This is a genomic window from Pseudomonas sp. F3-2, assembly GCF_038804275.1.
In the GTDB taxonomy this organism is placed as follows: domain Bacteria; phylum Pseudomonadota; class Gammaproteobacteria; order Pseudomonadales; family Pseudomonadaceae; genus Aquipseudomonas.
The window spans coordinates 1973351-1996538 of sequence record NZ_CP152388.1 but is presented as its reverse complement, the minus strand read 5'-3'; the positions used below and the strand labels follow the sequence as shown (position 1 = coordinate 1996538).

The 23188-nt window shown below is 62.2% G+C and carries 22 protein-coding genes; 5 read left to right on the top strand and 17 right to left on the bottom strand.

Going from position 1 to position 23188, the window contains the following annotated elements; translation table 11 throughout:
• Window positions 1-43 precede the first annotated feature (43 nt).
• The 4 genes from AAGQ88_RS09145 to AAGQ88_RS09130 all read right to left on the bottom strand — a co-directional run bounded on the left by AAGQ88_RS09145 (window position 44) and on the right by AAGQ88_RS09130 (window position 4815).
• On the bottom strand, window positions 44-1243 hold the full coding sequence (locus AAGQ88_RS09145; protein WP_342655056.1) for a CaiB/BaiF CoA-transferase family protein: 1200 nt from the start codon (window positions 1241-1243) through the stop codon (window positions 44-46).
• Between the two features lie 142 nt (window positions 1244-1385).
• Window positions 1386-2735 (bottom strand): MmgE/PrpD family protein, encoded by a 1350-nt coding sequence (locus AAGQ88_RS09140; protein WP_342655055.1) that lies wholly within the window; start codon window positions 2733-2735, stop codon window positions 1386-1388.
• 10 nt (window positions 2736-2745) lie between these two features.
• Window positions 2746-3909 (bottom strand): acyl-CoA dehydrogenase family protein, encoded by a 1164-nt coding sequence (locus AAGQ88_RS09135; RefSeq protein ID WP_342655771.1) that lies wholly within the window; start codon window positions 3907-3909, stop codon window positions 2746-2748.
• A gap of 66 nt (window positions 3910-3975) precedes the next feature.
• Window positions 3976-4815 (bottom strand): MaoC family dehydratase N-terminal domain-containing protein, encoded by an 840-nt coding sequence (locus AAGQ88_RS09130; protein ID WP_285425683.1) that lies wholly within the window; start codon window positions 4813-4815, stop codon window positions 3976-3978.
• Window positions 4816-4942: 127 nt separating this feature from the next.
• On the opposite strand from AAGQ88_RS09130, the gene AAGQ88_RS09125 reads away from it, so the two are divergent.
• A complete protein-coding gene (locus tag AAGQ88_RS09125; RefSeq protein ID WP_093467298.1) occupies window positions 4943-5827 on the top strand; it encodes a LysR family transcriptional regulator in 885 nt (294 codons plus the stop codon).
• A 60-nt stretch (window positions 5828-5887) separates the two neighbouring features.
• Here AAGQ88_RS09125 and AAGQ88_RS09120 read toward each other — a convergent pair whose 3' ends face one another.
• The 4 genes from AAGQ88_RS09120 to deoC form a co-directional block, all read right to left on the bottom strand.
• Window positions 5888-6268, bottom strand: coding sequence for a cupin domain-containing protein (locus AAGQ88_RS09120; RefSeq protein WP_342655054.1), 381 nt, complete (start codon window positions 6266-6268; stop codon window positions 5888-5890).
• Between the two features lie 306 nt (window positions 6269-6574).
• Complete coding sequence (locus tag AAGQ88_RS09115; RefSeq protein ID WP_342655770.1) at window positions 6575-7381, bottom strand: AraC family transcriptional regulator; 807 nt, start codon at window positions 7379-7381, stop codon at window positions 6575-6577.
• Window positions 7382-7557: 176 nt separating this feature from the next.
• Window positions 7558-8511 (bottom strand): alpha/beta hydrolase, encoded by a 954-nt coding sequence (locus AAGQ88_RS09110; RefSeq protein WP_342655769.1) that lies wholly within the window; start codon window positions 8509-8511, stop codon window positions 7558-7560.
• A gap of 229 nt (window positions 8512-8740) precedes the next feature.
• Window positions 8741-9421, bottom strand: a complete 681-nt coding sequence (deoC, locus tag AAGQ88_RS09105) for a deoxyribose-phosphate aldolase (protein WP_342655053.1) — start codon at window positions 9419-9421, stop codon at window positions 8741-8743.
• Window positions 9422-9548: 127 nt separating this feature from the next.
• Here deoC and deoR point away from each other — a divergent pair, with 127 nt between their 5' ends.
• Complete coding sequence (gene deoR / locus AAGQ88_RS09100) at window positions 9549-10313, top strand: DNA-binding transcriptional repressor DeoR (protein ID WP_093467267.1); 765 nt, start codon at window positions 9549-9551, stop codon at window positions 10311-10313.
• Window positions 10314-11148: 835 nt separating this feature from the next.
• On the opposite strand, the gene AAGQ88_RS09095 is transcribed toward deoR, so the two are convergent.
• The 5 genes from AAGQ88_RS09095 to AAGQ88_RS09075 form a co-directional block, all read right to left on the bottom strand.
• Window positions 11149-12234: an aldose 1-epimerase family protein gene (locus AAGQ88_RS09095; RefSeq protein ID WP_342655052.1), complete on the bottom strand. Its 1086-nt coding sequence runs from the start codon at window positions 12232-12234 to the stop codon at window positions 11149-11151.
• Window positions 12231-13562: an L-fucose:H+ symporter permease gene (fucP, locus tag AAGQ88_RS09090; RefSeq protein ID WP_285425689.1), complete on the bottom strand. Its 1332-nt coding sequence runs from the start codon at window positions 13560-13562 to the stop codon at window positions 12231-12233. Before fucP ends, AAGQ88_RS09095 begins: the two co-directional genes overlap by 4 nt.
• Before the next feature lie 79 nt (window positions 13563-13641).
• Window positions 13642-14562 carry a ribokinase gene (rbsK, locus tag AAGQ88_RS09085; protein WP_285425690.1) on the bottom strand — a complete coding sequence of 307 codons (921 nt, stop codon included), beginning with the start codon at window positions 14560-14562 and terminating at the stop codon, window positions 13642-13644.
• A gap of 377 nt (window positions 14563-14939) precedes the next feature.
• Window positions 14940-15890 carry a DUF979 domain-containing protein gene (locus AAGQ88_RS09080; RefSeq protein WP_342655051.1) on the bottom strand — a complete coding sequence of 317 codons (951 nt, stop codon included), beginning with the start codon at window positions 15888-15890 and terminating at the stop codon, window positions 14940-14942.
• Complete coding sequence (locus AAGQ88_RS09075) at window positions 15887-16615, bottom strand: DUF969 domain-containing protein (protein ID WP_342655050.1); 729 nt, start codon at window positions 16613-16615, stop codon at window positions 15887-15889. Before AAGQ88_RS09075 ends, AAGQ88_RS09080 begins: the two co-directional genes overlap by 4 nt.
• A gap of 263 nt (window positions 16616-16878) precedes the next feature.
• Between AAGQ88_RS09075 and AAGQ88_RS09070 the strand changes: the two genes are divergently transcribed.
• Window positions 16879-17802: a LysR family transcriptional regulator gene (locus AAGQ88_RS09070; protein ID WP_342655049.1), complete on the top strand. Its 924-nt coding sequence runs from the start codon at window positions 16879-16881 to the stop codon at window positions 17800-17802.
• Window positions 17803-17971: 169 nt separating this feature from the next.
• Here the strand turns inward: AAGQ88_RS09070 and AAGQ88_RS09065 are convergent, their stop codons facing one another.
• Window positions 17972-18859, bottom strand: a complete 888-nt coding sequence (locus tag AAGQ88_RS09065; protein WP_342655048.1) for a LysR family transcriptional regulator — start codon at window positions 18857-18859, stop codon at window positions 17972-17974.
• Window positions 18860-18965: 106 nt separating this feature from the next.
• Between AAGQ88_RS09065 and AAGQ88_RS09060 the strand changes: the two genes are divergently transcribed.
• Window positions 18966-19469, top strand: a complete 504-nt coding sequence (locus AAGQ88_RS09060; RefSeq protein ID WP_342655047.1) for a multidrug/biocide efflux PACE transporter — start codon at window positions 18966-18968, stop codon at window positions 19467-19469.
• On the opposite strand, the gene AAGQ88_RS09055 is transcribed toward AAGQ88_RS09060, so the two are convergent.
• Entirely contained in the window at window positions 19464-20363 is a 900-nt protein-coding gene (locus AAGQ88_RS09055; protein WP_342655046.1) for an alpha/beta hydrolase, read from the bottom strand. The two genes, AAGQ88_RS09060 and AAGQ88_RS09055, sit on opposite strands and share 6 nt — an antisense overlap.
• A gap of 239 nt (window positions 20364-20602) precedes the next feature.
• Here AAGQ88_RS09055 and AAGQ88_RS09050 point away from each other — a divergent pair, with 239 nt between their 5' ends.
• A complete protein-coding gene (locus tag AAGQ88_RS09050) occupies window positions 20603-21040 on the top strand; it encodes a carboxymuconolactone decarboxylase family protein (RefSeq protein WP_285425696.1) in 438 nt (145 codons plus the stop codon).
• A 28-nt stretch (window positions 21041-21068) separates the two neighbouring features.
• Here AAGQ88_RS09050 and AAGQ88_RS09045 read toward each other — a convergent pair whose 3' ends face one another.
• Window positions 21069-22220 (bottom strand): MFS transporter, encoded by a 1152-nt coding sequence (locus AAGQ88_RS09045; RefSeq protein ID WP_342655045.1) that lies wholly within the window; start codon window positions 22218-22220, stop codon window positions 21069-21071.
• Window positions 22221-22504: 284 nt separating this feature from the next.
• On the bottom strand, window positions 22505-23146 hold the full coding sequence (locus tag AAGQ88_RS09040; RefSeq protein WP_342655044.1) for an HD domain-containing protein: 642 nt from the start codon (window positions 23144-23146) through the stop codon (window positions 22505-22507).
• Window positions 23147-23188 lie beyond the last annotated feature (42 nt).

Sequence of the window (23188 nt, the reverse complement as noted above, 5' to 3'; positions counted from 1 at the left end):
GGAGCGCCTCCCCGGCAGCGCCTGCGGTGAATGTGCGAGTCGGCTAGACCACCCCGGCCGCAGTCATCCGCGCCTGTTCCTCGGCGCTGAAACCCAGCTCGTCCAGAATGCTGCCCGTGTGCTGGCCCAACCCCGGCACGCCATCCATGCGCGGGGTGAACGCCGCGTTGCGACCCGGTGGCAGCAATGACGGCAGCGGCCCGGACGGGCTGTCCACTTCGCGCCAGCTGTCTCGCGCCTTGAGCTGCGGATGCTCCCAGACGCCATGCATGTCGTTGACCCGGGCATTGGCGATCTGCGCGTCTTCCAGGCGCGCCACCACTTCATCGACGCTCAGCGCGGCGAACCCCTCGACGATGATCTGGCGCAGTACGTCGCGGTTTTCCGAGCGCTTGAAGTTTGCCGAGAATCGCTCGTCGGTCGCCAGCGCCTTGTTCAGCAGCACTTTCTCGCAGAACAACGCCCACTCTCGCTCGTTCTGCAGTCCGAGCATGATGGTGCCGCCACCGCCCGTCGGGAACGGCCCGTACGGGTAGATCGTTGAGTGCGACGCCCCGGCGCGCGGCGGTTGCGGTGCGCCGTTGTAGGCGTAATACATCGGATAACCCATCCACTCCACCAGGCTTTCGAGCATGCTCACGTCGATGCGACTGCCTTCGCCGGTCTTATCCCGCAGCAACAACGCCGAGAGGATGCCGGTGTACGCGTACATGCCTGCAGCGATGTCGGCGATGGAGCAACCGGCCTTGGCCATTTCGTTTTCGCCGGGACCGCCGGTCACCGACAGGAAGCCGCCCTCGCTCTGAATCAGCAAGTCATAGGCTTTCTTCTTTTCGTACGGGCCGCCTTCGCCATAGCCGGAAATGTCACACACGATCAGCCGCGGGAAACGTTCATGCAGCGCCTCGAAAGACAGGCCCATGCGCGCTGCGGCACCGGGCGCGAGGTTTTGCACCAGCACGTCGGCCTGACCCAGCAGCGATTCGAGGATGTCACCGGCTTCGTCCTGCTTCAGGTCCAGCGTCAGGCTCTCCTTGGAGCGGTTGGTCCAGACGAAATGCGACGCCAGACCGTCGACGCGCTGGTCGTAACCACGTGCGAAATCGCCAACGCCAGGGCGCTCGACCTTGATCACGCGGGCGCCGAGATCGGCCAGCTGTCGCGTGCAGAACGGCGCCGCGATGGCGTGCTCCAGGCTGATCACGGTGATGCCGTCCAGCGGACGGGGATTGTGTTGAGTCATGTTCATTAACCTCTTGCACAGTCTGATCGTTCCCACGCTCTGCGTGGGCATGCATCCCGTGACGTTCTGCGTCACTGCCTTGGACGCCGAGCGTCGGGGGCGGCGTTACCACGCAGAGCGTGGGAACGATCAGGCCAATGTCTTAAATCAAATCCGCCAGATCCAGCGCATCGCGCAGGTGCCAGATGCGTTCTATCAAGGCCTTGCCCTGCTCCGCCGTGCGGGCGCCGGAGAACGCCAGCAGGCGCTGCACCTTGTCTTCCAGCTCGGGGCGCGACAGGGTGTTGCCCGGGTCGCCCTTCGGCTCGTCGATCGCAGCGGTCAGGGTGCGGCCGTCGGTGGTGGTCACGATCACCCGACCCAGCCAGCGCGCCGGGTAGGCACCGTCGACCTCGGCGTCCAGTTCCATCGTGACCTTTTCGCGGAACGCGGCTACGTCCGTATCGGTCAGCGCCCGATCGCGGAATTCGATCAACTGCGCGCTGCCGTGCACGGCGATCAAGCCCAACACGGCGCCCATCGAGAACTTGGCCTGATGCACCGTCTGCGGCACGTCGACTCGACCCAGCACATCGATCGCCCCCTGATGAACCCGCGTGACCACTTTGGCAATCTGGTCGTGGCGCAGGCCTTCGCGTTGCATCAGGTGCAACAACGCATCGGCAGCCGGATGGGTGTGGCGGCAGGAGGCGTGGAACTTGAACGAGGTCTCGACCAACGCCCAGCGCGAACCCAGACGATCGGACAACTTCGCAGGATCACTGTCGCTCGACATCCCGGCGGCCATGCCCTGATCGCCCTCCAGAATATTGCGCGCACCGGTCAGACCGTCTGCGGTCATGTACGCGGCAAGCAAGCCATCGGCAGCGGCTTTGGCGGTGTGCAGCTGTTTGGAGTCAGCAGCGTCCCGCAAGAACTCCCAAAGACCCGCGGCCTGAGTGCCGGCGCTGCCAAAGAGGTTGATGAACTGCTCCTGGCTGAAGTTCAGCAGCTTGCCCACCGCAACGGCGGCGGCAAGCGTGCCCACCGTGGCCGTGGTGTGGAAGATGCGGTAGTGCGAGCGGCCCATGAACTCGCCGATACGAATGCCGGCCTCATACCCCGCCACCGACGCCAGCAACAAGTCCTGCCCCGACTTGCGCAAATCCTGCGCCGCCGCCAGCGCGGCAGAAAACACCACGGTCGCCGGGTGCAGCACCGAACTGTTGTGCAGGTCATCCTGCTCGACCAGGTGCGAGGAAGCGCCGTTGACCAGTGCAGCGAAATACGCCGACGTACCGCGGCCGTTGACCAGGATCCTGGAGGCGCCCTCGGCCGGGCCCATGCGCTCGGCATAACGCTCGAACAGCGGAATCGGTCGGGCGCCCTGGCTGGCCAGTGCCGAGCCGATCCAGTCCAGAAACAGGTCTTCGGTGCGGTCGAGCACGTGGCCCGGGATCTGCTCGTATGTCAGCTCGGCGAGAAAGCCCGCCAATGCCTGGGTATGACTCATCGGGATGTCCTCAGAAGCTGCGTGGCAGTTCGAGCAGATGCTCGGCGACGTAGGAAAGAATCAGGTTGGTGGAGATCGGCGCGACCTGGTACAGACGCGTCTCGCGGAATTTGCGCTCGACGTCGTATTCGCAGGCGAAGCCGAAGCCGCCATGAGTCTGCAGGCATGCATTCGCGGCTTCCCAGGAAGCCTTGGCGGCCAGGTACTTGGCCATGTTGGCCGCGGCCCCGGCATTCTTGCCGCTGTCGTATTCCTCGCAGGCACGCCAGCGCATCAGGTCCGCAGCCTCGATTTCGATGTGCGCCTCGGCAATCGGGAATTGCACGCCTTGGTTCTGCCCGATCGGACGTCCGAATACCACGCGGTCGCGGGCATACGCAGCCGACTTCTCGGTGAACCAGCGGCCGTCGCCGATGCACTCGGCAGCGATCAGCGTGCGCTCGGCGTTGAGCCCGTCGAGGATGTATTTGAAACCCTTGCCCTCCTCGCCGATCAGGCTGTCGGCGGGCAATTCGAGGTTGTCGAAAAACAGCTCGTTGGTTTCATGGTTGACCATGTTGGCGATCGGCTGAACGGTGAGGCCCTTGCCGATGGCTTCGCGCAGGTCGACGAGGAAGATCGACATGCCCTCGGACTTTTTCTTCACGTCGGCCAATGGCGTCGTGCGCGCCAGCAGAATCATCAGGTCCGAATGCTGGATGCGCGAGATCCAGACCTTCTGCCCGTTGATGACGTACTTGTCGCCCTGCTTCACGGCGGTGGTCTTGATCTTGGTGGTGTCGGTGCCCGTGGTCGGTTCGGTCACGCCCATCGATTGCAGGCGCAGTTCGCCGCTGGCCAGCTTGGGCAGGTAGTAGCTTTTCTGCGCTTCGCTGCCGTGGCGCAGCAACGTGAACATGTTGTACATCTGGCCGTGCACGGTGCCTGAGTTGCCACCGCAGGCATTCACCTCTTCGAGAATCAGCGACGCCTCGGCCAGGCCCAGGCCGGAGCCGCCGTATTGTTCCGGAATCATCGCCGACAGCCAGCCGGCCTCGGTCAGCGCCTTGACGAAGGCTTCCGGGAAGCCTTTCTCTTCATCGATCTTGCGCCAGTATTCGGCCGGGAATTCGGCACACAGCGCGCGCACGCCTTCGCGGATGGCATTGAGGTCTTCGTTTTCGTATGGATTCATCATGTCTGCTCGCAACCAGCGGCTCGGCGGCGATGCCCCGGCCTGGCTATATAAAAGAAGAAGGCGTCAGTCGAAGCTGACTTCAGCGCTCTGCGCCACGCCGGCATCGTTGCCCGCCCACAGCTGCGCCTTGCCCGGCTCGACAATCCGGCCACCGACCCGGAACGGCGTCGGCACGTTCAGCGGACGCACGCCGCGATAGGCGAAGTGCCGCACGCGTTTCTCGGGATGGGCGCGCATGAATGCACGCAGGTTAAGGGTGGCGATCATCGGACCGTGCACCACCAGGCCCGGGTAGCCTTCGGTTTCGGTGACGTAGGGATAGTCGTAGTGAATGCGATGGCCGTTGAAGGTCACGGCCGAGTAGCGGAACAGCAACGTCGGGGTCGGCTCGACGGTTTCGCTCCAGTCGCCCGGCGCAGGCGCTTCGCCGCTGCTGAGCTTGGGCGGATTGGGCTCGCGGTAGACGATGTCCTGCTCTTCACGTACGCACAGCTGGCCATTCTGGGAATAGTCGTGACGCAGCGTGACGAACAGCAGCGCACCGGTGCGGCCGTGTTTTTCTTCGATGTGCACAATGGTCGACAGGCGATGGGCGTCAGCACCCACTTTCAGGGGCTGGATGAACTCCACCCGACCGCCCGCCCACATCCGGTTGCGGTTGTCGGCGGGAGGCAAAAAACCGCCACGGGCTGGATGGCCGTCGGCGCCCAGTTGCGATTCGAACACCGGTTCCTGAAAAAAACACCACTGCCACAAGGCTGGCAACGGGTCGCCATTGGCCGGCGTGGGCTCGCCGAAGGTGGCCGCAATGCGCTTGATCAGGGTATGGCTCAAGTGGTCGTGAGCCTCTTCGGTTCGTCCTGTCCAGGCACTGAAATCCACTGGCGAATCTGAAGCACTCATTGGCGAGAACCCTCTGCGTTTGTTGTTATGTGCAGATCATGGGATTGGCTTGGCATTCTGTGAATTTGCATTTGCGTAAGCCGGCGTTCATGTATGCTGAACGCTCTTGCAACGTCCGGACACAACCATGCACTTCGACCTGGCTGACTTGCGCCTCTTCATTCATATCGGTGAATCGCCGAGCCTGACTCAGGGCGCCCGCCGCGCCTTTCTTTCTCCGGCTGCCGCCAGCGCGCGGATCAAGGCCCTCGAAAGCCAGCTCGACACCCGGTTGCTGTACCGCGACAGCCGCGGCGTCGAGCTGACCCCGGCCGGTCAGCGCCTGCTCAAACATGCGCGCCTGATCATGAGCCAGGTGGATTACCTGAAGAGCGAATTCACCAGCTACGGGACCGATTCGGCCGGGCACATCCGCATTTTCGCCAACACCACCGCAGTCACCGAATTCCTGCCTGAAGTGCTGGCGGGCTTTCTGGCGCAGCGGCCGGGCGTGACGGTCGACCTGCAAGAGCGCCTGTCGCGGGACATCGTGCGCGGCGTACTGGATGGCAGCACCGACATGGGCATCATCGCCGGGCCTGTCGAGGCGGCCGGATTGCAGGTGATCCACTTCAGCACCGACCGGCTGGTACTGACAGTCCCGGAAGGTCACGAACTGGCCATGCAGAAGAAGGTCACGCTCAAGCAGACCCTGGCGTTTCAGCACATCGGTCTGCACGAGGGCAGCACGCTGCTCAGCTTCCTGCGCGATCACGTCGAGCGGCTCGGGCAACATCTGTCGCTGCGGATTCAGGTGTCGAGCTTCGAGGCGATCTGCCGGATGGTCGAGGCCGGCGTCGGCATCGGCATCATTCCCGAATCCGCCGCAGTGCGACACAGCCGGACGATGAAACTCAAAACCATCGAGCTGGACGAACCGTGGGCGGTGCGTGAGCGCAGCATTCTGGTGAGGGAACTCGACGCCCTGCCCGGTGTGGTCAGGGCGTTGATTGCGGTGTTGATGCCTGGCTAGAGAAACCTGCGGTCCGTGCTGCCGTCCGAGGCTGCCCGCGCGGCGGTGTGCCTCAACGGCTCAGATCCAGACATCATTCTGCGCAGTGCGCTCATTAGTGTCGTCGCCGGTGTTGATCACCCCGCTGGGCTCGATCAGCATCAGCTTCACTTCCTGTGCGGCGAAGGGCTTGTGCTCCACGCCCTTGGGCACGACGTACAACTCGCCCGCGTTGAGCTCGACGAAGCCGTCGCGAAAATCGATGCGCAGGCAGCCCTCGAGCACGATGAACGTTTCGTCGGTGTCGGCATGGCTGTGCCAGAGAAAATCCCCTTCCAGTCGAGCCAGCTTGAACTGGTAGTCGTTCATCTGCGCGACGACCTTGGGCTGCCATTGTTCGGTGAAGAGGCTGTATTTGTGGGCAAAATTGACGGGGCTGTACGTGGGCTGAGAGGTGGACATCGAGGTGGCTCCGCAAGGGTTCGGGGAGCCGGCAAATTAGGGCACCACGTGCCTGCAGGTCTTGTACGTTATTGCACGATGGCCCGGCTGTGCGCGATTGTTCGTAGGACCGGCTTTAGCCGGGAACAGGCCCTTGTGTCCACATCACCTTTTGCGGCGTAACGCCTGACGCGTTCCTGGCTAAAGCCAGTCCTACCAGATCGCGCGACGGATCCGTAGGACCGGCTTCAGCCGGGAACAGGCCGGTTTGTACACCATCAGTTTGCGGCCCGACACCTGACGCTTTCCTGGTTCAAGCCGGTTCCTCTAGGTCGCGCGGGGTGCAGGGATTGATTGGCGAACCCCCAACATTTTCAACCAGCGCCCCGGCGGGTAACCGAAGGTTTTCACGAAGTGTCGGGTCATGTGGCTCTGATCGGAGAAACCGGCCATGACCGAAGCGTCGGTCAGCGACACGCCAAGGGAAATCGAATGGCGCACCAGATCCAGACGCCTGAGGGTGAGGTACCGATGCGGACTGGTGCCGAACAAAGCGCGAAAGTCCCGCGACAGGCGCCAACGGTCGGTATCGCTGGCCTGCTCCAGTTCATCCAGACTCACGCCCTGCTCCAGGCTGGCCATCAGCAATTCCCGTGCGCGTTCGGCGCTGACGTAATCGACGCGCTGCCGCCCTTTGCGCACGCCGGCGGCGTCCTGCAGCGCCACGGCGATGTCAAAGACTGCGTCATCCAACTCAAGCGGATCGAGGGGGTTCTGCAAATCTTGCAGCAACGCCTGGGTCGCCTTGAACAAACGCGGATCGCCCGACACACCGCCCTTGATGAATGGCAGCGGCTTGCCCCCGAGCACCTGCTGAATCATCGCCGGTTCAAGGTAGAACATCCGATAGCGAAACCCGTCCTCGGTGCCCGCATGTCCATCGTGGGGCTCATCGGGATGCAGGACCATGGTCTGCCCCGGCAGGTTGTTGACCATCTCCTTGCCGTAGCGAAAACTTTGCACCCCCGACAACGTGTGGCCGATGGCGTAGGTGTCGTGCCGGTGCATCTCGAAGCCATGAGCGTGGAAGTACGCTTCGATCCGCTCCATCTGCGGCAACGGCGCGGCGCGCATGACCCAATCGCGATCGGAATGGGTCAGGTGGGCTTCTCCGTTTGAGTACTTGTCCATGGTCGAAAGCTCGTCAGCGAAGGTGGGCAGGCGCACACAGATACCATCTGAACACGCCGTTGTGAATGCTCGTCCGCCGGCCGTTGACCGGGAAGCGGCGTTAAAACTTGCGCCTGCGTTCAACCCGGCTGTTTGACCGGGTCGGCAGTCGCATTCGCAGCATGCACCGCTGGCGCCCGCTCCTTGAGCAACGCCTGAATTGCCTGGCTGTAAGCCTGTCGGCCAATGTTCATGCTGTTGTTGTGGTTGCCGCCGGGCACCATCAGCAGGTTCTTCGGCTCTTGCGCGGCCTGAAACAATTCCTGGCTGAATCGCGGCGCGACGAACTGGTCAGCCGTGCCGTGGACGATCAGCACAGGCATGTGAATGTCGGCGATCTTGTCGATGGAGTCGAATTTCTGCGACACCAGCCAGCGCACCGGCAGCGATGTACGGGTGCTGGCGACGGACGATGCAACGTCGGCAAGGTTGGTGAACGTGGATTCGATGATCAGGCCACGGGCCTGGATCGGCTCGTCCCCCTTCTGTGCGTCACGACCCAACTCGGCGGCGAGGTCGACCGCCACCGCGCCGCCCAGAGAATGGCCATAGATCAGGCGCTTTTGCGGGTCGGGTTGAAGCTGTTTCAGACGTTCCCAGGCGATCCGGGCGTCTTCGTACACCGAAGCTTCCGACGGCAATTGGCCCTTGCTCTGACCAAAGCCGCGATAGTCGATCGCCAACACCGAAAACCCCAGCGCATGCAGTTGTTCGATGCGAAAGAACTGCCCGGTCAGGTTCCAGCGCGAGCCGTGCAGGTACAACACCGCAGGCGCGTCCTTTTTGTCCGCCAGCCACCACCATGCGTGGATATTCTGCGAAACACCGAACGACGGCGCCTTGAGCTCCAGCTCCTGCACATCTGCCGGAATGCCGTGATACCAACTCGCCGTCCCCGGCTCGATCATGAACACCAGCTCACGCTCTTTGTGCTGCAGTGCCGAACAACCGACCGGAACACCGACCACGATCAGCACCATGCACAGCCAGAAAAACCAGCGAGCCTTGAATTGCGCGAGGGAGAGTTGCGGCATGGGCGTGTCCGGGCTGAAATGAATATACCCCGGCAGTTTGCCATTCATTGCCCGCACAGGTCAGTGCCGTTTGCCGGAAGGGATGCGTGCAGCCTCCTGCAGGAGCGAATTTATTCGTGAATAGGCAAGGCCAGCCGACACGCCTCCTCTTGCCTGCCCCATTTATCGCGAATGAATTCATTCCTGCAGTGAGAATTGTGAAAGACCGGTCGAGCTTCGGCAGATCTGATCAGTAACCCGAACCAGACGCCGGGGCGCCGCTGACGATGGCGATACCGGAACTGGTGCCCAGGCGCGTTGCTCCTGCTTCGATCATCGCGACGGCCGTGGCGTAATCGCGCACGCCGCCGGAGGCTTTCACGCCCACACCGGCTCCGACCACCTTGCGCATCAACGCGACGTCTTCTAGTGTGGCGCCGCTGCGGCTGAAGCCGGTGGAGGTCTTGACGAACGCCACGTCGAGTTCGCGGCAGATTTCGCAGGCGCGGGTTTTCTGCGCGTCATCGAGCAGGCAGGTTTCCAGAATCACCTTCAGCGGCACGTCACCACAGGCCTTTCTGACGGCCGCAATGTCGTCATGCACAGCGTCGAACAGACCGTCTTTCAACGCGCCGATGTTGAGCACCATGTCGATCTCGCCAGCGCCGGCGGCAATCGCCTGCTGCGCCTCGAATGCCTTGGTGTCACTCAGGCCGGCGCCCAGCGGGAAGCCAACGACGGCACACACTTTGACCGGTTGCCCGCTCAGCAGCGAAGCGGCATACGGCACGTAGCCCGAGTTGACGCACACCGAATAGAATCCGTGTTCTTGCGCTTCGCGGCACAATGTTGCGATCTGCTCGCGCGTCGCGTCAGCGGCCAGCAACGTATGGTCTATATACTGCGCAAGTGCTGCGGGTTCGATCTTCATGACGGGTCATTCCTGATAGAGAATCTGAGACGGGCGATGGGCATGGGAACACATGCCTTCGCTTATGTTGTATATATAACAGTAAATGTTACTTTTTTACCACATTCAATTGACAGCCGGAACGCCCGTGGACAGTAAAAAATCCGACCGCATCAAGTTGATCCAGCAGGCCCTGCAAGACCAGAAGGCCATTCACCTGCGCGAAATGGCGGCCTTGCTGGACGTCTCGGAGATGACCCTGCGTCGCGATCTGGGCCGTCATCCCGAAAAATTTCATTTGCTCGGCGGCCACATCACGCTGGCGTTCGACCCGTCCGAGGCCAGTGATTACAAAGTCACCGAGCAAGGCACCCGCCATGTCGAAGAAAAGCGTCGCATCGGCAAGCTGGCCGCCGCGTTCATCAAGCCGGGCGACACGGTGTTTTTCGATTGCGGGACGACGATTCCATTTGTCATCGACTTCATTCCCGAAGCGCTCGAATTCACCGCGGTGTGCAACTCGCTCAATGTCCTGCTCAAGTTGCAGCAGAAACCCAACTGCAGCATCGTGCTTTGCGGCGGAACCTTTCATCGCAAGAACCAGGTATTCGAGCACCACAGCGAGGCCACCATTCTGGACGGGATCCGTCTGACGTGGGCGTTCGTTTCCGCCGCCGGCGTCAGTGACGAATTCGGCGTCACGTGTTTCAACTTCAACGAGGTCGAGGTGAAACAGAAGGTGCTGCGCCAGGCCCGGCACTGCATGCTGCTGGCCGACCACTCCAAGTTCGATGCCGTGCGCACCGCGCATTTCGCGACGCTGGACAACTTCCATGTGGTGGTGACCGACAAAAAACTGCCCAAACCGTATCGCGATCTGATTCAGGGATACGGCGCGCAATTGGTGATGTGACCGCGCTGCCGATTTCCGGGCATCCGCAAAACCTGTAGGAGCGAGCTTGCTCGCGAAGGCTGCGTTTCAGCCGCTGCATCTTCGTCGGCGATACTGGCCTCTTCGTGAGCAAGCTCACTCCCACCGGGCTTTGCAGCGCTGCCGATTTCCGGGCATCCGCAAAACCTGTAGGAGCGAGCTTGCTCGCGAAGGCTGCGTTTCGGCCGCTGCATCTCGGCGGCGGTACTGGCCTCTTCGTGAGCAAGCTCACTCCCACCGGGCTTTGCAGCGCTGCCGATTTCCGGGCATCCGCAAAACCTGTAGGAGCGAGCTTGCTCGCGAAGGCTGCGTTTCGGCCGCTGCATCTTCGTCGGCGATACTGGCCTCTTCGTGAGCAAGCTCACTCCCACCGGGCTTTGCAGCGCTGCCGATTTCCGGGCATCCGCAAAACCTGTAGGAGCGAGCTTGCTCGCGAAGGCTGCATTTCGGCCGCTGCATCTTCGGCGGCGATACTGGCCTCTTCGTGAGCAAGCTCACTCCCACCGGGCTTTGCAGCGCTGCCGATTTCCGGGCATCCGCAAAACCTGCAGGAGCGAGCTTGCTCGCGAAGGCTGCGTTTCAGCCGCTGCATCTTCGGCGGCGATACTGGCCTCTTCGTGAGCAAGCTCACTCCCACCGGGCTTTGCAGCGCTGCCGATTTCCGGACATCCGCAAAACCCGTAGGAGCGAGCTTGCTCGCGAGGCTGCATTTCGGCCGCTGCATCTTCGGCGGCGATACTGGCCTCTTCCCGGCTAAAGCCGGTCCTACAGACCCTGCAAGCTTTTCGTAGGACCGGCTTTAGCCGGGAAGGCGTCCTCAGCGTTTCAAACCGCCCTCGATCCGTTGCACTTCCCCGGCGGCCAGATAGCCTGTTCTCACACTGAACGACGCACTTTCCCCCGCTGCGAGCAGCCTGACGTTACCCTTGGCTTTCTCGGCCAGGTACCCTTCCGGCTCGCAGGTCGCGGGCAGGATGAAGGCGGCGACCTGCTGATCGGCGTTGTGCAGAATCCAGCGTGCGGCATGGTTGAACTGGTCCGGCTGGTAGCGGGTGTAGAACGCCGGACCGTCAGCGTGCTTGAGCAGGAAATGCGCGTCGCCCTTCGCATCCGCCTTCACGCCGTCGAAGAAACAGACGATCTCCGGGTCGTACAGCCCGGGCGTGTCCAGCGTTTGCAGACGTGACGGGTCCTCGCTCAGCTCGGCCATGTAGGCTGACCACGCCGGCGTCGGCTTCACGTGGGCGGGCACGCTGCTGCGCACCCGCGTACGCTCAACGCCCAGAGGTTCGACGAAACGCCCACTCTCGACGTAGGCATAATTCATGTGCGCCATGTACATGAGCTCCATCGGCTTGCCGGCCAGGTTGCGCACGTCCATGCCGATGTCGAACAGCGCCGAGCCCGCGCGCAGGGTAACGCTGGGCCGCGCGCGATAATGATCGCCGAAGCCCATCACGTACTCGTACTCACCGCCTATCCGCAACACAGCCCCTTCTGCGTCCTCTCCGATCTCGAGCCAGGCGCTGTCCATCGGCGCGCAAGCCATTTCGCCATGCAACGGATGATCGTCATCGGGTGTCGGACAGCCGTTGCGCAAGAGGCCGCTGTGAAACATGAAACAGCCGTAGGTGCCAATGACCGTCGGACTTGGCCGTGGCTGATCGAACATGTTGCGCATGGTCAGGTCGCAGCCGTCGAACACCGCCGACCAGATCATCTGGCCCTGATAAGGCAGCACCACCACCCGACCGCGATTGTTCTCCAGCGCCAGGGCCTTCACGCCGCTGGGGTAGGTCCAGGCCAGGACGCGAAAATCGGCGGACTCCAGCAGGGTCTTTTCATCCCCGGTGAACAGCTCGGGAAACAGCGGGATCGTCGTGCGCTTGTCGATGGCTGTCATGATGCAGTCACCGCGCCGGCCGGCGCCGTTTCGCGTTGCGGGTCACGCATGCATTTGATGGCGTACGCAACAATGACCACGAAGCACAGCAGCGGCACGCTGTAGGCGATCTGCATGTTGCCGTGAGTGGCGTCGGACAGCAGGCCCTGGAAAATCGGCATCACACCACCGCCGACAATGCTCATGACCAGCAAAGAACCGCCCACACCGGTGTCTTCGCCCAAGCCATCGATGGTCAGGCCGTAGATGGTCGGCCAGCATGGACCGAGGAAAATGCTCACACCCACCGCCGCATACACCGCACTGATGTTCGGCACCAGAATGGTGTACGCCAGCAGCACGATGGTCAGCACGCCGTAAATGGCCAGCACCTTGGCCGGGTGCAGTTTGCGCATCAGCAGGTTGGCGATCATCTTGCCGACGAAGTAGGCGGCAAAGGTGGTCAGCAGGAACCACGACGCGCTGCGCTCGTTCATCCCGCCCATCTGCATCGCCAGGCGGATGGTGAAACTCCACACGCCCACTTGCGCGCCGACGTAAAGGAACTGCGCCAGCACGCCGAAGGTAAAGCGCGGATTGCGCCACAGGCGAGAAAGGCTCTGGCCGATGCTGCTCTTTTTCGCGACGTCTTTGATATTGCCCTTGCAGGCCGGGAATCGGGTGAACGCAATCAGCACGAACATCAGGATCAGCACCGCGATCATCCATTTGTACGGCAACAGCGTGGACTGGATCATGTCCAGTTGCTGAAGCGCAGCTTCGGAGGCGCTCATCTGGGTCAACTGTTCGCGGGTGGCGTCGGTGTCCTTGAACATCACGAAGCTGCCGACATAGACACCGGCCATCGCGCCGAACGGGTGGAAGGTCTGCGAGATATTCAGCCGACGGGTGCCGGTTTCGCGAGGTCCCATCAGCGTCGAGTAGGTGTTGCAGGCGGTTTCAAGAAACGACAGGCCGGCGGCGATGACGAACAGCGCCATCAGAAACATCCCGTACTTGGCCATGGACGCCGCCGGGAAAAACAGCGAGCAGCCCACCATGTACAGCAACAGGCCGATGAGGATGGTGGTCTTGTAGCTGAAACGTCTGACGACCATGGCCGCCGGAATCGCCACGAAGAAGTAGCCCAGATAGAACGCCGACTGCACGAAGGCCGTCTGGAAATCACTCAGCAGAAACGCTTTCTTGAAGTGGGCGATGAGCACATCGTTCATGCTCGCGGCGGCCGCCCAGAGGGCGAAGCAACAGCACAGCAGCAGGAAGGCAAACCAGGGCGTGCGGTTCAGGTAGAACCCGTCCGGGGATTGTTGGAGCGCAGGCTTTGTCATTGTTGTTCTCCGTGAAGTGCGAACCTGCGCCGCCACGCCGATCAAGCCGGCCGGTCAGGCGAGGCAGTGCTTGAGTGATTTACAGCGTGTCGAGAAAGCGCCCGAACGAGGCAGCGTCCGGGTAGGAACTTTGTGTGCCGAAACCTGTGACCGAGCAGGCGGAGTAGGCAACTGCCTGGGTCATGGCGTGCCGCATGTCACCGTTTTCGCTCCAGTGACGGGCGAAGCAACCGATGAAGGCATCTCCGGCTCCCGTGGTGTCGCGGGCATCGACCTTGATGCCGTCGACGCGAAACTCACCCTCCTCGCCCACGTACAGCGCGCCTTTTTCACCGAGGGTCACGATCACGTGGCGAATACCGTCCTGGACCAATTGCAGCGCCGCGGAACGGGCGGACTCCAGCGAATCGACGACGTGGCCGGTGATCAGCGCCAGCTCGGTTTCGTTGGGAATGAAGAAGTCGAGCTGTGCCAGATGCGCGCGGCTGAGGCCTTTGACGGCGGGCGCCGGATTGAGCAGAACCGGAATGCCGTTGGCTTTGGCGAAATCGATGGCGTAGTAGACGGTTTCCAGCTCGATTTCCAGCTGCAGAACGATCAGCTTGCAGTCGCGCAAGGCGGCCTGGGCAGCGTCGATGTCAGCGGGTTTGAGGTGGGCGTTGGCGCCTTTGACGATGAGGATGCTGTTGTGCGAATCGCTCTGCACGAAGATGGGCGCCACGCCACTGGAAACGTCCGGCACCCGCTGTACGAACTGAGTGTCGATGCCGAAACGCTTGAAGTTGGCCAACGTGTTGTCAGCGAACATGTCATCGCCGACCTTGCTCAGCATCAGTACGTCGGCGCCCAGTTTGGCGGCCGCGACGGCCTGGTTGGCCCCTTTGCCGCCGCAACCCATGGCGAAATTCGGCGCTTCGAGGGTTTCACCTTGCGCCGGCATCCGGTCGATGTAGGTGATCAAATCCACCATGTTGCTGCCGATGACCGCGATCTTGTTCATGTGTGTATTTACCTTGTTCACGCGCGGCGTTTCCAGGAGTGAACGGCCGTGGCGTTATTATTTTTGTTATTTAAATAACATTTTCTGTGACTATTCAACCTCTATTTTGCAGGGCAATGGCCACCCGCAGACAAAAACGGCCAGACATCGCTGTCTGGCCCGCTCGGAACGCTGATTCAGAGAGGTTGGGACCGCTGGTCAATACAGACAACCGGTGGTCGCAATCGTTTGCGCAGAAGTCAGATGATGGCGCAAGTCGCGCAGATCTGCCGCTGCTGAGAGGGTGACGCCCCGCTTGTTGCGGGACCGGGCCAAAGCTGGACGGTGCGTTTTCCGAAGCACCGCATCTGAAGGTTCTACGACGACCTGATCCTCCGCTACATCAGGAAGTACAGCAGCAGGATATTGGCCACCAGCATCGCCAGCGCCGTTGGGATCTGCGCCTTGATGACCGCGTATTTGTCGGGCAATTCCAGTAGGGCCGCCGGGATGATGTTGTAGTTCGCGGCCATCGGCGTCATCAACGTGCCGCAGTAACCGGAGAACATGCCGATGGCCGCCATGACCGCCGGATTGGCGCCGTACATCCCCACCAGTACCGGCACGCCGATGCCGCCGGTCATCACCGGAAACGCGGCGAATCCGTTCCCCATGACGATGGTGAACGAGGCCATGCCCAGCACGTACACCATCACCGCCACCAGACGGAAATCCAGATTGATGTAGGCCGTCGCCAGGTGCGCCACCGCCTTGCCGACCCCGGCATCGTTGAACACCAGACCGAGCATCGCGAGCATCTGCGGCAGCACCAGCGCCCAGCCCAGTGCTTCGGTCAGTCGTCTTGACTCACGCATGGCCTGCACAGGCGTGTCGCGGGTCAGCCAGCAGGCGAGCGCCAGCGCAACAAGGCTGCCAATACCCAATGAGACAAACGTGCTGTTGGCCGGGTCGAGCAGAAAGACGTCGCCGAACTTGATGTTCTTCAGCAGCACCGCACCGATGACAGTGACCAGTGGAATGGCCAGCGCCGGAATGAACAGTCTGTTCTTCAGACGCCCTGCGCTCTCGCGTCGCGCCTTGTCCGGCAGGTTATCGTGCTGACCGGAACCGACGCCGCCACAGCCTGCAATCAGCGCCATGACGATCACGCCGACACCGACCCACACGGGCGGCAACTGCTCTCCGGCCAGAAACGCGACGGCGAACAGTCCCCAGAACAGCCCCGTGCTCCACCGTTTGGGATTGCTGCGGTCAGTGGCGGTCATGAAGGCGGTGATGGCCAGGATCACCCCCGCCAGCCAATACAGGTATTGAATGGAAATGATCATGGCGTCACCTCCTTCGCCGTCGCAGCAGTCTGCGACGCTGCCTGCAGTTCGCGGCTCAGGCGTCGATCAAAACGATGCAGGCGAACCGCGTGGATGACGAACGCGCAGATCGCCGTCGGAATGCCCCAGAGAGCAATGTGCATGGGGTCGACGTCGATACCCGAACCGATCAGGAAAGTGTGCATCAGGGCGATGGCACCGAAGGCCACGAAAATGTCCTCGCCGAAGAACAGCCCGACGTTGTCGGTGGCCGCGCACAGCGCCAGCAACTTGATGCGCAGCGCCTCGGGCAACTTGCCGAAGCGCGACTCGGCGGCGCCTTCCGCCATCGGCGCGAGCAATGGACGGACCATTTGCGGATGCCCGCCCAGGCTGGTCAGCCCTAATGCCGCCGTGGTTTCCCGCACGAACAGATAGGCGATCAACAGACGCCCGGCCGTGGCCTGAGTGAAACGCGCGATCCAGTTCTGCGCGTGCAGCCGCAGGCCGTGGCGCTCCAGCAAGCCGATCACGGCCAGCGGCAGCAAGATGATCAGCGGCAGCGTGCGGGTTTTGATGAAGCCGCTGCCGATGGTCGCCAGTATGGTTTCCAGCGGCATGCTCGCGGCGAGTCCGGTGGCCAGCGCTGCGAGTGCCACCACCAACATCGGATTGAAGCGCAGCACGAAGCCTGTGACGATGACCAGCACGCCGAGCAGCGGCCAGAGGTTGATAGCGGTTTGCATGATGGAATTCTCGTTGTTGTGATGCGTTGACCCGGTTGCACGAACGGGCCGCCGCTCTCCTGCCTGCGACCATCTTTCGGCAGGCCTGGACGCTGCGTCCAACGGGAAAAACCCGCTATGCCTCATAAAATTTTCTGTTGGGGCGGTGGCATGCAACCTGCTGTCCGTAGCGCACGTCGGCTCCCATGCCGATGGCGACAGCAGGCAGAATGGCTCTGCGACCAGGCCGTCGGCAACGCTCAATCGTTCAAGGAAATCGCTCGGTGAACCTCAAGTTTCTGGAAACCTTCGTCTGGGTCGCACGGCTGAAAAGCTTTCGTCTGACCGCGGAAAAGCTGTTCAGCACCCAGGCTTCCATCTCCAGCCGGATCGCTGCACTGGAGGATGAAATGGGCGTGCGGCTTTTCGTGCGGGACTCCAAAGGCGTGTCGCTGACCTCCGAAGGCTTGCGCGTGCTGGAGTACGCCGAGCACATCATGGACACGATGCAGAACATGAAAGCGGCGATCAAGGACCCCAGCCAGGTGCGGGGGCGGATCCGCATCGGCGCGATGGATACGGTGATACACACTTGGCTCAGCGCGCTGGTAACACGGCTGATGAAATGTTACCCGAATCTGGAAATCGAGCTGACCGCCGAAACGGCCAGCAACCTGTGTGCGCAACTGGAAAAGGGCTATCAGGACATCATTTTCCAGACCGACGTGCTGCGGTTCGACACCGTGCGCAACGCGGTGCTGGCGCGCTATCCGCTGCAATGGGTAGTGCCGGCGGGCTCGGCGTTCGACCGCCCGGGCGTGACGCTGGAGGACATTGCCCAGCAGCGCATCGTCACGTTTTCGCGCAACTCCAGGCCCCATCAGGACATCCTGAATATGCTGCACTCGGCCAACATCATCACTCCGCGAATCAACTGCGTGAATTCGGCCTCGGCCATCACCCGGCTGGTGCGCGACGGCTTTGGCATTGGCGCCCTGCCCGTCACCCTGGTGCACGGCGAACTGGCGCAAGGCGTGCTGACGCGCATCGAAAACGTGCCGTTGCCACCCGTGATGGACATCGTCGCCAGCTGGCGCACCGGTGCGGGAATGGAGCTGGTGGAAGACATCATCGGGCTCACGCGGGAGGTGGTGAACGAGTTCGCGCAGGACATGCCGGCGGGGTTTGTGCTGCCGGCCTCAGATTGAGCACGGCAGCGCCGCAGATGAAACCCGATTCTGCGCGGGAGCGCTTGCCCGCAGACGTCTGAATACGTTCAGTCGCGGGCGCCGAATCGGGGCATTGCCGGGACGTTTGCCCCGCTACGGCTCAGAAGAGCAGCAAGATCGCCGATCCACATTGCATGACACCGGACGCTCAATAGTCGCCACGCCCTTCGAGCAACGTGTCCAGCAACCACGCCCCCGCCGGCCCCAGGCTTTTCTGCCGCGACCAGATCACATCCACCGCCGAGCTGCGTGGCCAGCCGGGCACCTGCAGCTCTTTGAGTCGTCCCTGGGCATAACCGCGCACCAGCCAGCGTGGCAAAGCCGACCAGCCAAAGCCGAAAATCGCCATGTCCATCAACAACAGGTAATTGGGCGCAGACCAGGTGCGGCGGGCGCCGCTGGGCAGATCATCGGTCGGGATGCTTTCGTCGACGATGGTGTTCAATCGCAGCGCGCGGTGCTGCGCCAGCTGCCGGTAATCCACCGTGCCTTCGCTGGCCAGCGGGTGCTGGTGGGAGACGAACAGGCCGAAATCGGCGCGCTCGGCGATGGTCGCGTGGCCGACTTCCGGCGGATAGCTGGCCTGCGCCGAGAGCAATCCCAATGACGCCCGGCCCGACTGGATCAGGTTGATCGCGTCGCCATGCTCGGCAAACACGCATTCAAGCTCCAGCTCGGGAAAGCGCTGATCGAGTTCCGCCATGCGCGCCTCGAATTCGGCGAACTGGTTGGCGTCCGACAACACCAGCGTCAGCCGGGGCTCCATGCCTTCGGCCAGGCGTCCGGCGGCGCGCCGTAATTTGTCCGACGCCGCGAGCACTTCTTCGATACGCCCGTGCAGGGCTTTGCCTGCTTCGGTGAGCGCCGGCTGCCTTGACGAACGGTCGAACAGTTCGACGCCCAGGTCGATTTCCAGTCGCGAAATCGCCTCGCTGATCGTCGACTGGCTTTTGCCCAGCCGCCTGGCCGCTGCGCTGAATGAACCCATCGCAATGGTCTGGGCGAAGGCTTCCAGGGCTTCGGGGGAATAGCTCATGGCTGCATCTCTCACTCTTCCATCGGTTTTTCCGATGGTAACGATTTTCACTTTAGTCCATCGCGTCGCGACAATGCACCTCTGCCCAGCAAGGAAATCCGCACTCATGCCCATCAGTAAGGTCGCCGCGTCGGCCGTTGAAAAAAAGTCGCTCAGGGAGCGCGCGCTGCACGCGTTGCTGTTCGAAATCATCGGCGTTCTGGTGTTCGCACCCGGCCTTGCCTGGGTGCTCGGCCAGTCGCTTGGCAAGATGGGCGCGATGACGGTGATGATCTCCACCGTCGCGATGCTCTGGAACATGCTGTTCAACGCCGCGTTCGACCGTCTGCGCGAACGCTTCGGGTTTGCGATGAGCCTCAAGGTCCGTGCGCTGCACGCCCTGTCGTTCGAGAGCGGCCTAATCGTCGCCGTCGTGCCACTGGCCGCGTGGTGGCTGTCGATCAGTCTGCTAGAAGCCTTCGTGCTGGACATCGGTCTGCTGCTGTTGTTTTTGCCGTACACCCTGGTGTTCAACCTGGCGTACGACCATGTGCGCGAGCGACTGATGCGGCATCGTGATGGCAAACGCGGGCAGCGCCCGAACCCGCGGCCAGACCGGTCGTCTTTATAGCCCGCCGGCGCGTTGATGCCCCAGCAGAAACGGCAGCACGTTCGCCAGCAATTCGTCCGGTATCTCTTCGGCCAGGTAGTGACCGCCCGGTAATGCCTGACCGCGCACATCCGTCGCGACCTTGCGCCACTCATTCAGTGGCTCGAAGCATTTGCCGACAGTGCCTTCGGCGCCCCACAGCACCAATAGCGGCAGTTGCAGATGATTGCCTGCGGCAACGTCGGCGCGGTCATGCTCAAGGTCGATGCCGGCGCTGGCGCGGTAGTCTTCGCAGACACCCCGGGCCGCGCCGGGCAGGCTGGCGCAGCGCAGGTACTCGGCGAACGCCTCATCGGTGAACGGCGCCAGCCCTGCGCTTCGCGTCCCCATGACACTGCGCAGATACTGTTCCGGATTGGCTTGCAGCAACGTCTCCGGCAGCGGCGCCGGGCGGATCAGGAAGAACCAGTGCCAGTAGGCGCGAGCGAAGGCCTCATTGGTCTGGCTGTACATCGCAAGCGTCGGCGCGATGTCGAGCAGCGCCATGCGCTGGATCACGCCGGGATGATCCAGCCCCATCCGATGGGCGACGCGTGCGCCGCGATCATGGGCAAGCACAGAAAAGTCAGCGAAGCCCAGGGCCTGCATCAACTCGATCATGTCGCGGCCCATTTCGCGCTTGGCGTAAGGGGCGTGGTCGGCGGTGGCAGCAGGCTTGCTGCTGTCGCCATAGCCGCGCAGGTCGGCGGCAACCACCGTGAAATGCTGGCTCAGTCGCTCGGCGACCTTGTGCCAGATGACATGGGTCTGCGGGTGGCCGTGCAACAGCAGCAGCCCCGGGCCGCTGCCGCCGACGCGGTAGGCAATCTGCACGCCATTGACCTGACGCTGGTCTTTCTGGAATCCGACAAACATGGCTCGCTCCTTCTGACGTTGTGCCCGCATGCCACCCGAAGGGCAGGCGCGGCGAGGCCTACAGTGTGGCCGTCGTGTGGGTGACAGCGTGTCGACAGTCGACCCGGATTAAAGACCACGCAAAGCGCAATTGGTCTCCCTCAATCCCGATCCATTGGCTATTCGAGCCCTGCGCTCGCCCGCGTAATGTAGCGCCACCGCTTACGAACTTTCCTGACTGTTTCATCGGAGACGCTGACATGAACAAGAGAATTGCCTGGGCGCAAAAGTCGCCGCAAGCCTACAAAGCCATGCTGGGCCTCGAGGCCGCGCTGGCCGCATCCGGCCTGGACCACTCGCTGCTGGAACTCATCCGCCTGCGCGCTTCGCAGATCAACGGCTGCGCCTATTGCGTGAACATGCACGCCAACGACGCGCGCAAGGCCGGCGAGACCGAAGCGCGCCTGCAGACACTCAGCGTGTGGGAAGAAACCGAATTCTTCACTGAAAAGGAGAAGGTCGTCCTTGCCTGGGTGGAGAGCCTGACGCTGTTGCCGGTCCATCACGCGCCTCAACACCAGTATGAAGCGCTGCTCGCCCATTACTCCGAAGCGGATGTCGCCAACATCACGCTGGCCGTTGCCACCATCAATGCCTGGAACCGCTTCGGCGTAGGTTTCGCGATGGTGCCGGCGTGAGTCACCGGGCACCGCCGCCGTTTGCGCTTCAGACTTTCAGGTAGCGGCCACTGAGCGCCACACCCAGCAGCATCACGGCGATGATCAAGAACGCAACGCCCAGGCTGCTCAGGTGGGCGACGAAACCGATGCCGGCCGGGCCCATGAGAATGCCGATGTAACCCAGCGTCGTGATGGCCGGAACGGCAACGTTTTCGGGCATGGTCTTCTGCCGCCCCACGGCGCTGTAAAACACCGGGACGATGTTCGAACAGCCAAGCCCGACCAGCGCGTAGCCGCACAAGGCCGCCTGCCAGGTGGGAACCAGCGTCGCCACGGCCATGCCGATGGCGGCGCACAGGCCGCCAAACAGAATGATGCGGTGCACGCCCAGGCGCCGCACGACCGGATCGCCGCACAACCGGCCGATGGCCATGGCCAAGGCGAACACGGCGTAACCGAATCCTGCATAAGACGCTTCAACGCCCCGCTGCGCACTGAGGAAAACCGCGCTCCAGTCCAGCATCGCGCCTTCGGTGAGAAACACCGTGAAGCACATCAAGCCGATGAACAGGACCACGCCATGGGGCACCGCGAAGGCAGGTCCCCCGGCATCGCTGCCGTACGCGAGCAGATGCGGCGCGGCCTTGTACAACGCGACTGCGATGAACAGCGCCACCAGGGTCATGCTCAGCCACGGCCACATGCCCACGCTCAACAATGCAGACACACCGGCCGCACCGATGATGCCGCCACAACTGAACAGACCGTGAAAGCCTGACATCATGGTTTTGCCGCTGGCGCGCTCGACGATGATCGCCTGAATATTGGTGACGCAACCCAGCGCGCCCATGCTGGCGCCGTAGATGAACAATGTCGCTACCATCGACGGCATGTGGGTCAACGTCGCCAGCAGTGGCAGGCACAGGCAAGCGATGCTGCCCACCACGACGATGATGCGCCGACAGCCGAAACGCACGGTTGCCGCCCCTGCCAGCGGCATCGAAAGGATCGAGCCGATGCCCAGGCACAGCAGGAGCAAGCCAAGGCTGGCATCGTCCAGCCCCAGCCGGCTTTTGGCGTAGGGCACCAACGGCGCCCAGGCAGAGATGCTGAAACCGGTGATGAAGAAGGCGACGCGGGTCGAGAACTGTTCCAGCCGCCCGGGAATAACGGGCACTGCGGTGCTGATAGAGGTCATTGCCGCTCCCTTGCTGCGTTGATGAATCCTGCCTGCCGCCATGGGCCGGCAAAAACAAGCGTAACAAAGGTTGTGGCGATGCCGAAGGAAGGATGTCGCGGGAATTGCCCTCAGGAATGCCTCAAAGGGCGTGACAGCCTACAGGCAGGCCCGACGTTATCAGGCCGAACGCTAGCTGCGATCAAGCGCTCGCTCGCGAAGGCGGTCATTCAGACACAGCAACGCTGACTGACACACCGCGTTCGCGAACACGTTCACTGCCCAGGTTTATCGACGCGTGAAAATCAGGCTTTCCACGGCGACTTGCGGATGATGTCGACGAAGTTCAGCGGTTTAAACGTCGGGTCTTCATCCACCAGCACGTCGGCGTTGACTGTGCCGAACGTGGTGTCCGGTTTCGCCCGGAAACCGTTGGCAAACGCACAGATAATGCATTCCTTGAACGCCTCGCCACGCGGATGGGCATGGGTGACGATCTCGCGCTGCTCATCGCTGAACTGCTCGTACTTGATGCCGAGTACGTCCATTTCGACACCCGCCGTCACCAGTGCCACGTTCGGCCGCAGATGCTCAGGCACGCCCGGCGTTGTGTGCAACGCAATCGACAACCAGACCTGCTCCACGTCGCCTTCGGACAGGCCGAACGGCTTCATGAACGCACGGGCGGCATTGGCGCTGTCGACTTCGAAGCGCAGGTCCGGGCTGCGGTGCTGTTCCACCAGGCCCAGGTCGTGGAACATCGCGCCGACGTACAGCTGTTCGGCGTCATACTTCAAACCTTTGCGCTCACCGGTCAACGCTCCCCAAAGGAATACGCGACGGGAATGGTGAAACAACAGATCGTCTTCCTGATCGCGGATGTAGTCGGTGGTAGCGCGGGCAAGTGCGCTGTCGGGAATCTTGATACCGGCGATTTCCTGGCTCATGGCGGTCTTCCTCAATCGGTCGCGCCGGCATGGCGCGTTGAG

Coding starts and splice junctions, on each gene's coding strand:
- AAGQ88_RS09145 (WP_342655056.1), bottom strand. CDS start 1,243: ATGACTCAACACAATCCCCGTCCGCTGGACGGCATCACCGTGATCAGC.
- AAGQ88_RS09140 (WP_342655055.1), bottom strand. CDS start 2,735: ATGAGTCATACCCAGGCATTGGCGGGCTTTCTCGCCGAGCTGACATAC.
- AAGQ88_RS09135 (WP_342655771.1), bottom strand. CDS start 3,909: ATGAATCCATACGAAAACGAAGACCTCAATGCCATCCGCGAAGGCGTG.
- AAGQ88_RS09130 (WP_285425683.1), bottom strand. CDS start 4,815: ATGAGTGCTTCAGATTCGCCAGTGGATTTCAGTGCCTGGACAGGACGA.
- AAGQ88_RS09125 (WP_093467298.1), top strand. CDS start 4,943: ATGCACTTCGACCTGGCTGACTTGCGCCTCTTCATTCATATCGGTGAA.
- AAGQ88_RS09120 (WP_342655054.1), bottom strand. CDS start 6,268: ATGTCCACCTCTCAGCCCACGTACAGCCCCGTCAATTTTGCCCACAAA.
- AAGQ88_RS09115 (WP_342655770.1), bottom strand. CDS start 7,381: ATGCGCGCCGCGCCGTTGCCGCAGATGGAGCGGATCGAAGCGTACTTC.
- AAGQ88_RS09110 (WP_342655769.1), bottom strand. CDS start 8,511: ATGCCGCAACTCTCCCTCGCGCAATTCAAGGCTCGCTGGTTTTTCTGG.
- deoC (WP_342655053.1), bottom strand. CDS start 9,421: ATGAAGATCGAACCCGCAGCACTTGCGCAGTATATAGACCATACGTTG.
- AAGQ88_RS09095 (WP_342655052.1), bottom strand. CDS start 12,234: ATGACAGCCATCGACAAGCGCACGACGATCCCGCTGTTTCCCGAGCTG.
- fucP (WP_285425689.1), bottom strand. CDS start 13,562: ATGACAAAGCCTGCGCTCCAACAATCCCCGGACGGGTTCTACCTGAAC.
- rbsK (WP_285425690.1), bottom strand. CDS start 14,562: ATGAACAAGATCGCGGTCATCGGCAGCAACATGGTGGATTTGATCACC.
- AAGQ88_RS09080 (WP_342655051.1), bottom strand. CDS start 15,890: ATGATCATTTCCATTCAATACCTGTATTGGCTGGCGGGGGTGATCCTG.
- AAGQ88_RS09075 (WP_342655050.1), bottom strand. CDS start 16,615: ATGCAAACCGCTATCAACCTCTGGCCGCTGCTCGGCGTGCTGGTCATC.
- AAGQ88_RS09065 (WP_342655048.1), bottom strand. CDS start 18,859: ATGAGCTATTCCCCCGAAGCCCTGGAAGCCTTCGCCCAGACCATTGCG.
- AAGQ88_RS09060 (WP_342655047.1), top strand. CDS start 18,966: ATGCCCATCAGTAAGGTCGCCGCGTCGGCCGTTGAAAAAAAGTCGCTC.
- AAGQ88_RS09055 (WP_342655046.1), bottom strand. CDS start 20,363: ATGTTTGTCGGATTCCAGAAAGACCAGCGTCAGGTCAATGGCGTGCAG.
- AAGQ88_RS09050 (WP_285425696.1), top strand. CDS start 20,603: ATGAACAAGAGAATTGCCTGGGCGCAAAAGTCGCCGCAAGCCTACAAA.
- AAGQ88_RS09045 (WP_342655045.1), bottom strand. CDS start 22,220: ATGACCTCTATCAGCACCGCAGTGCCCGTTATTCCCGGGCGGCTGGAA.
- AAGQ88_RS09040 (WP_342655044.1), bottom strand. CDS start 23,146: ATGAGCCAGGAAATCGCCGGTATCAAGATTCCCGACAGCGCACTTGCC.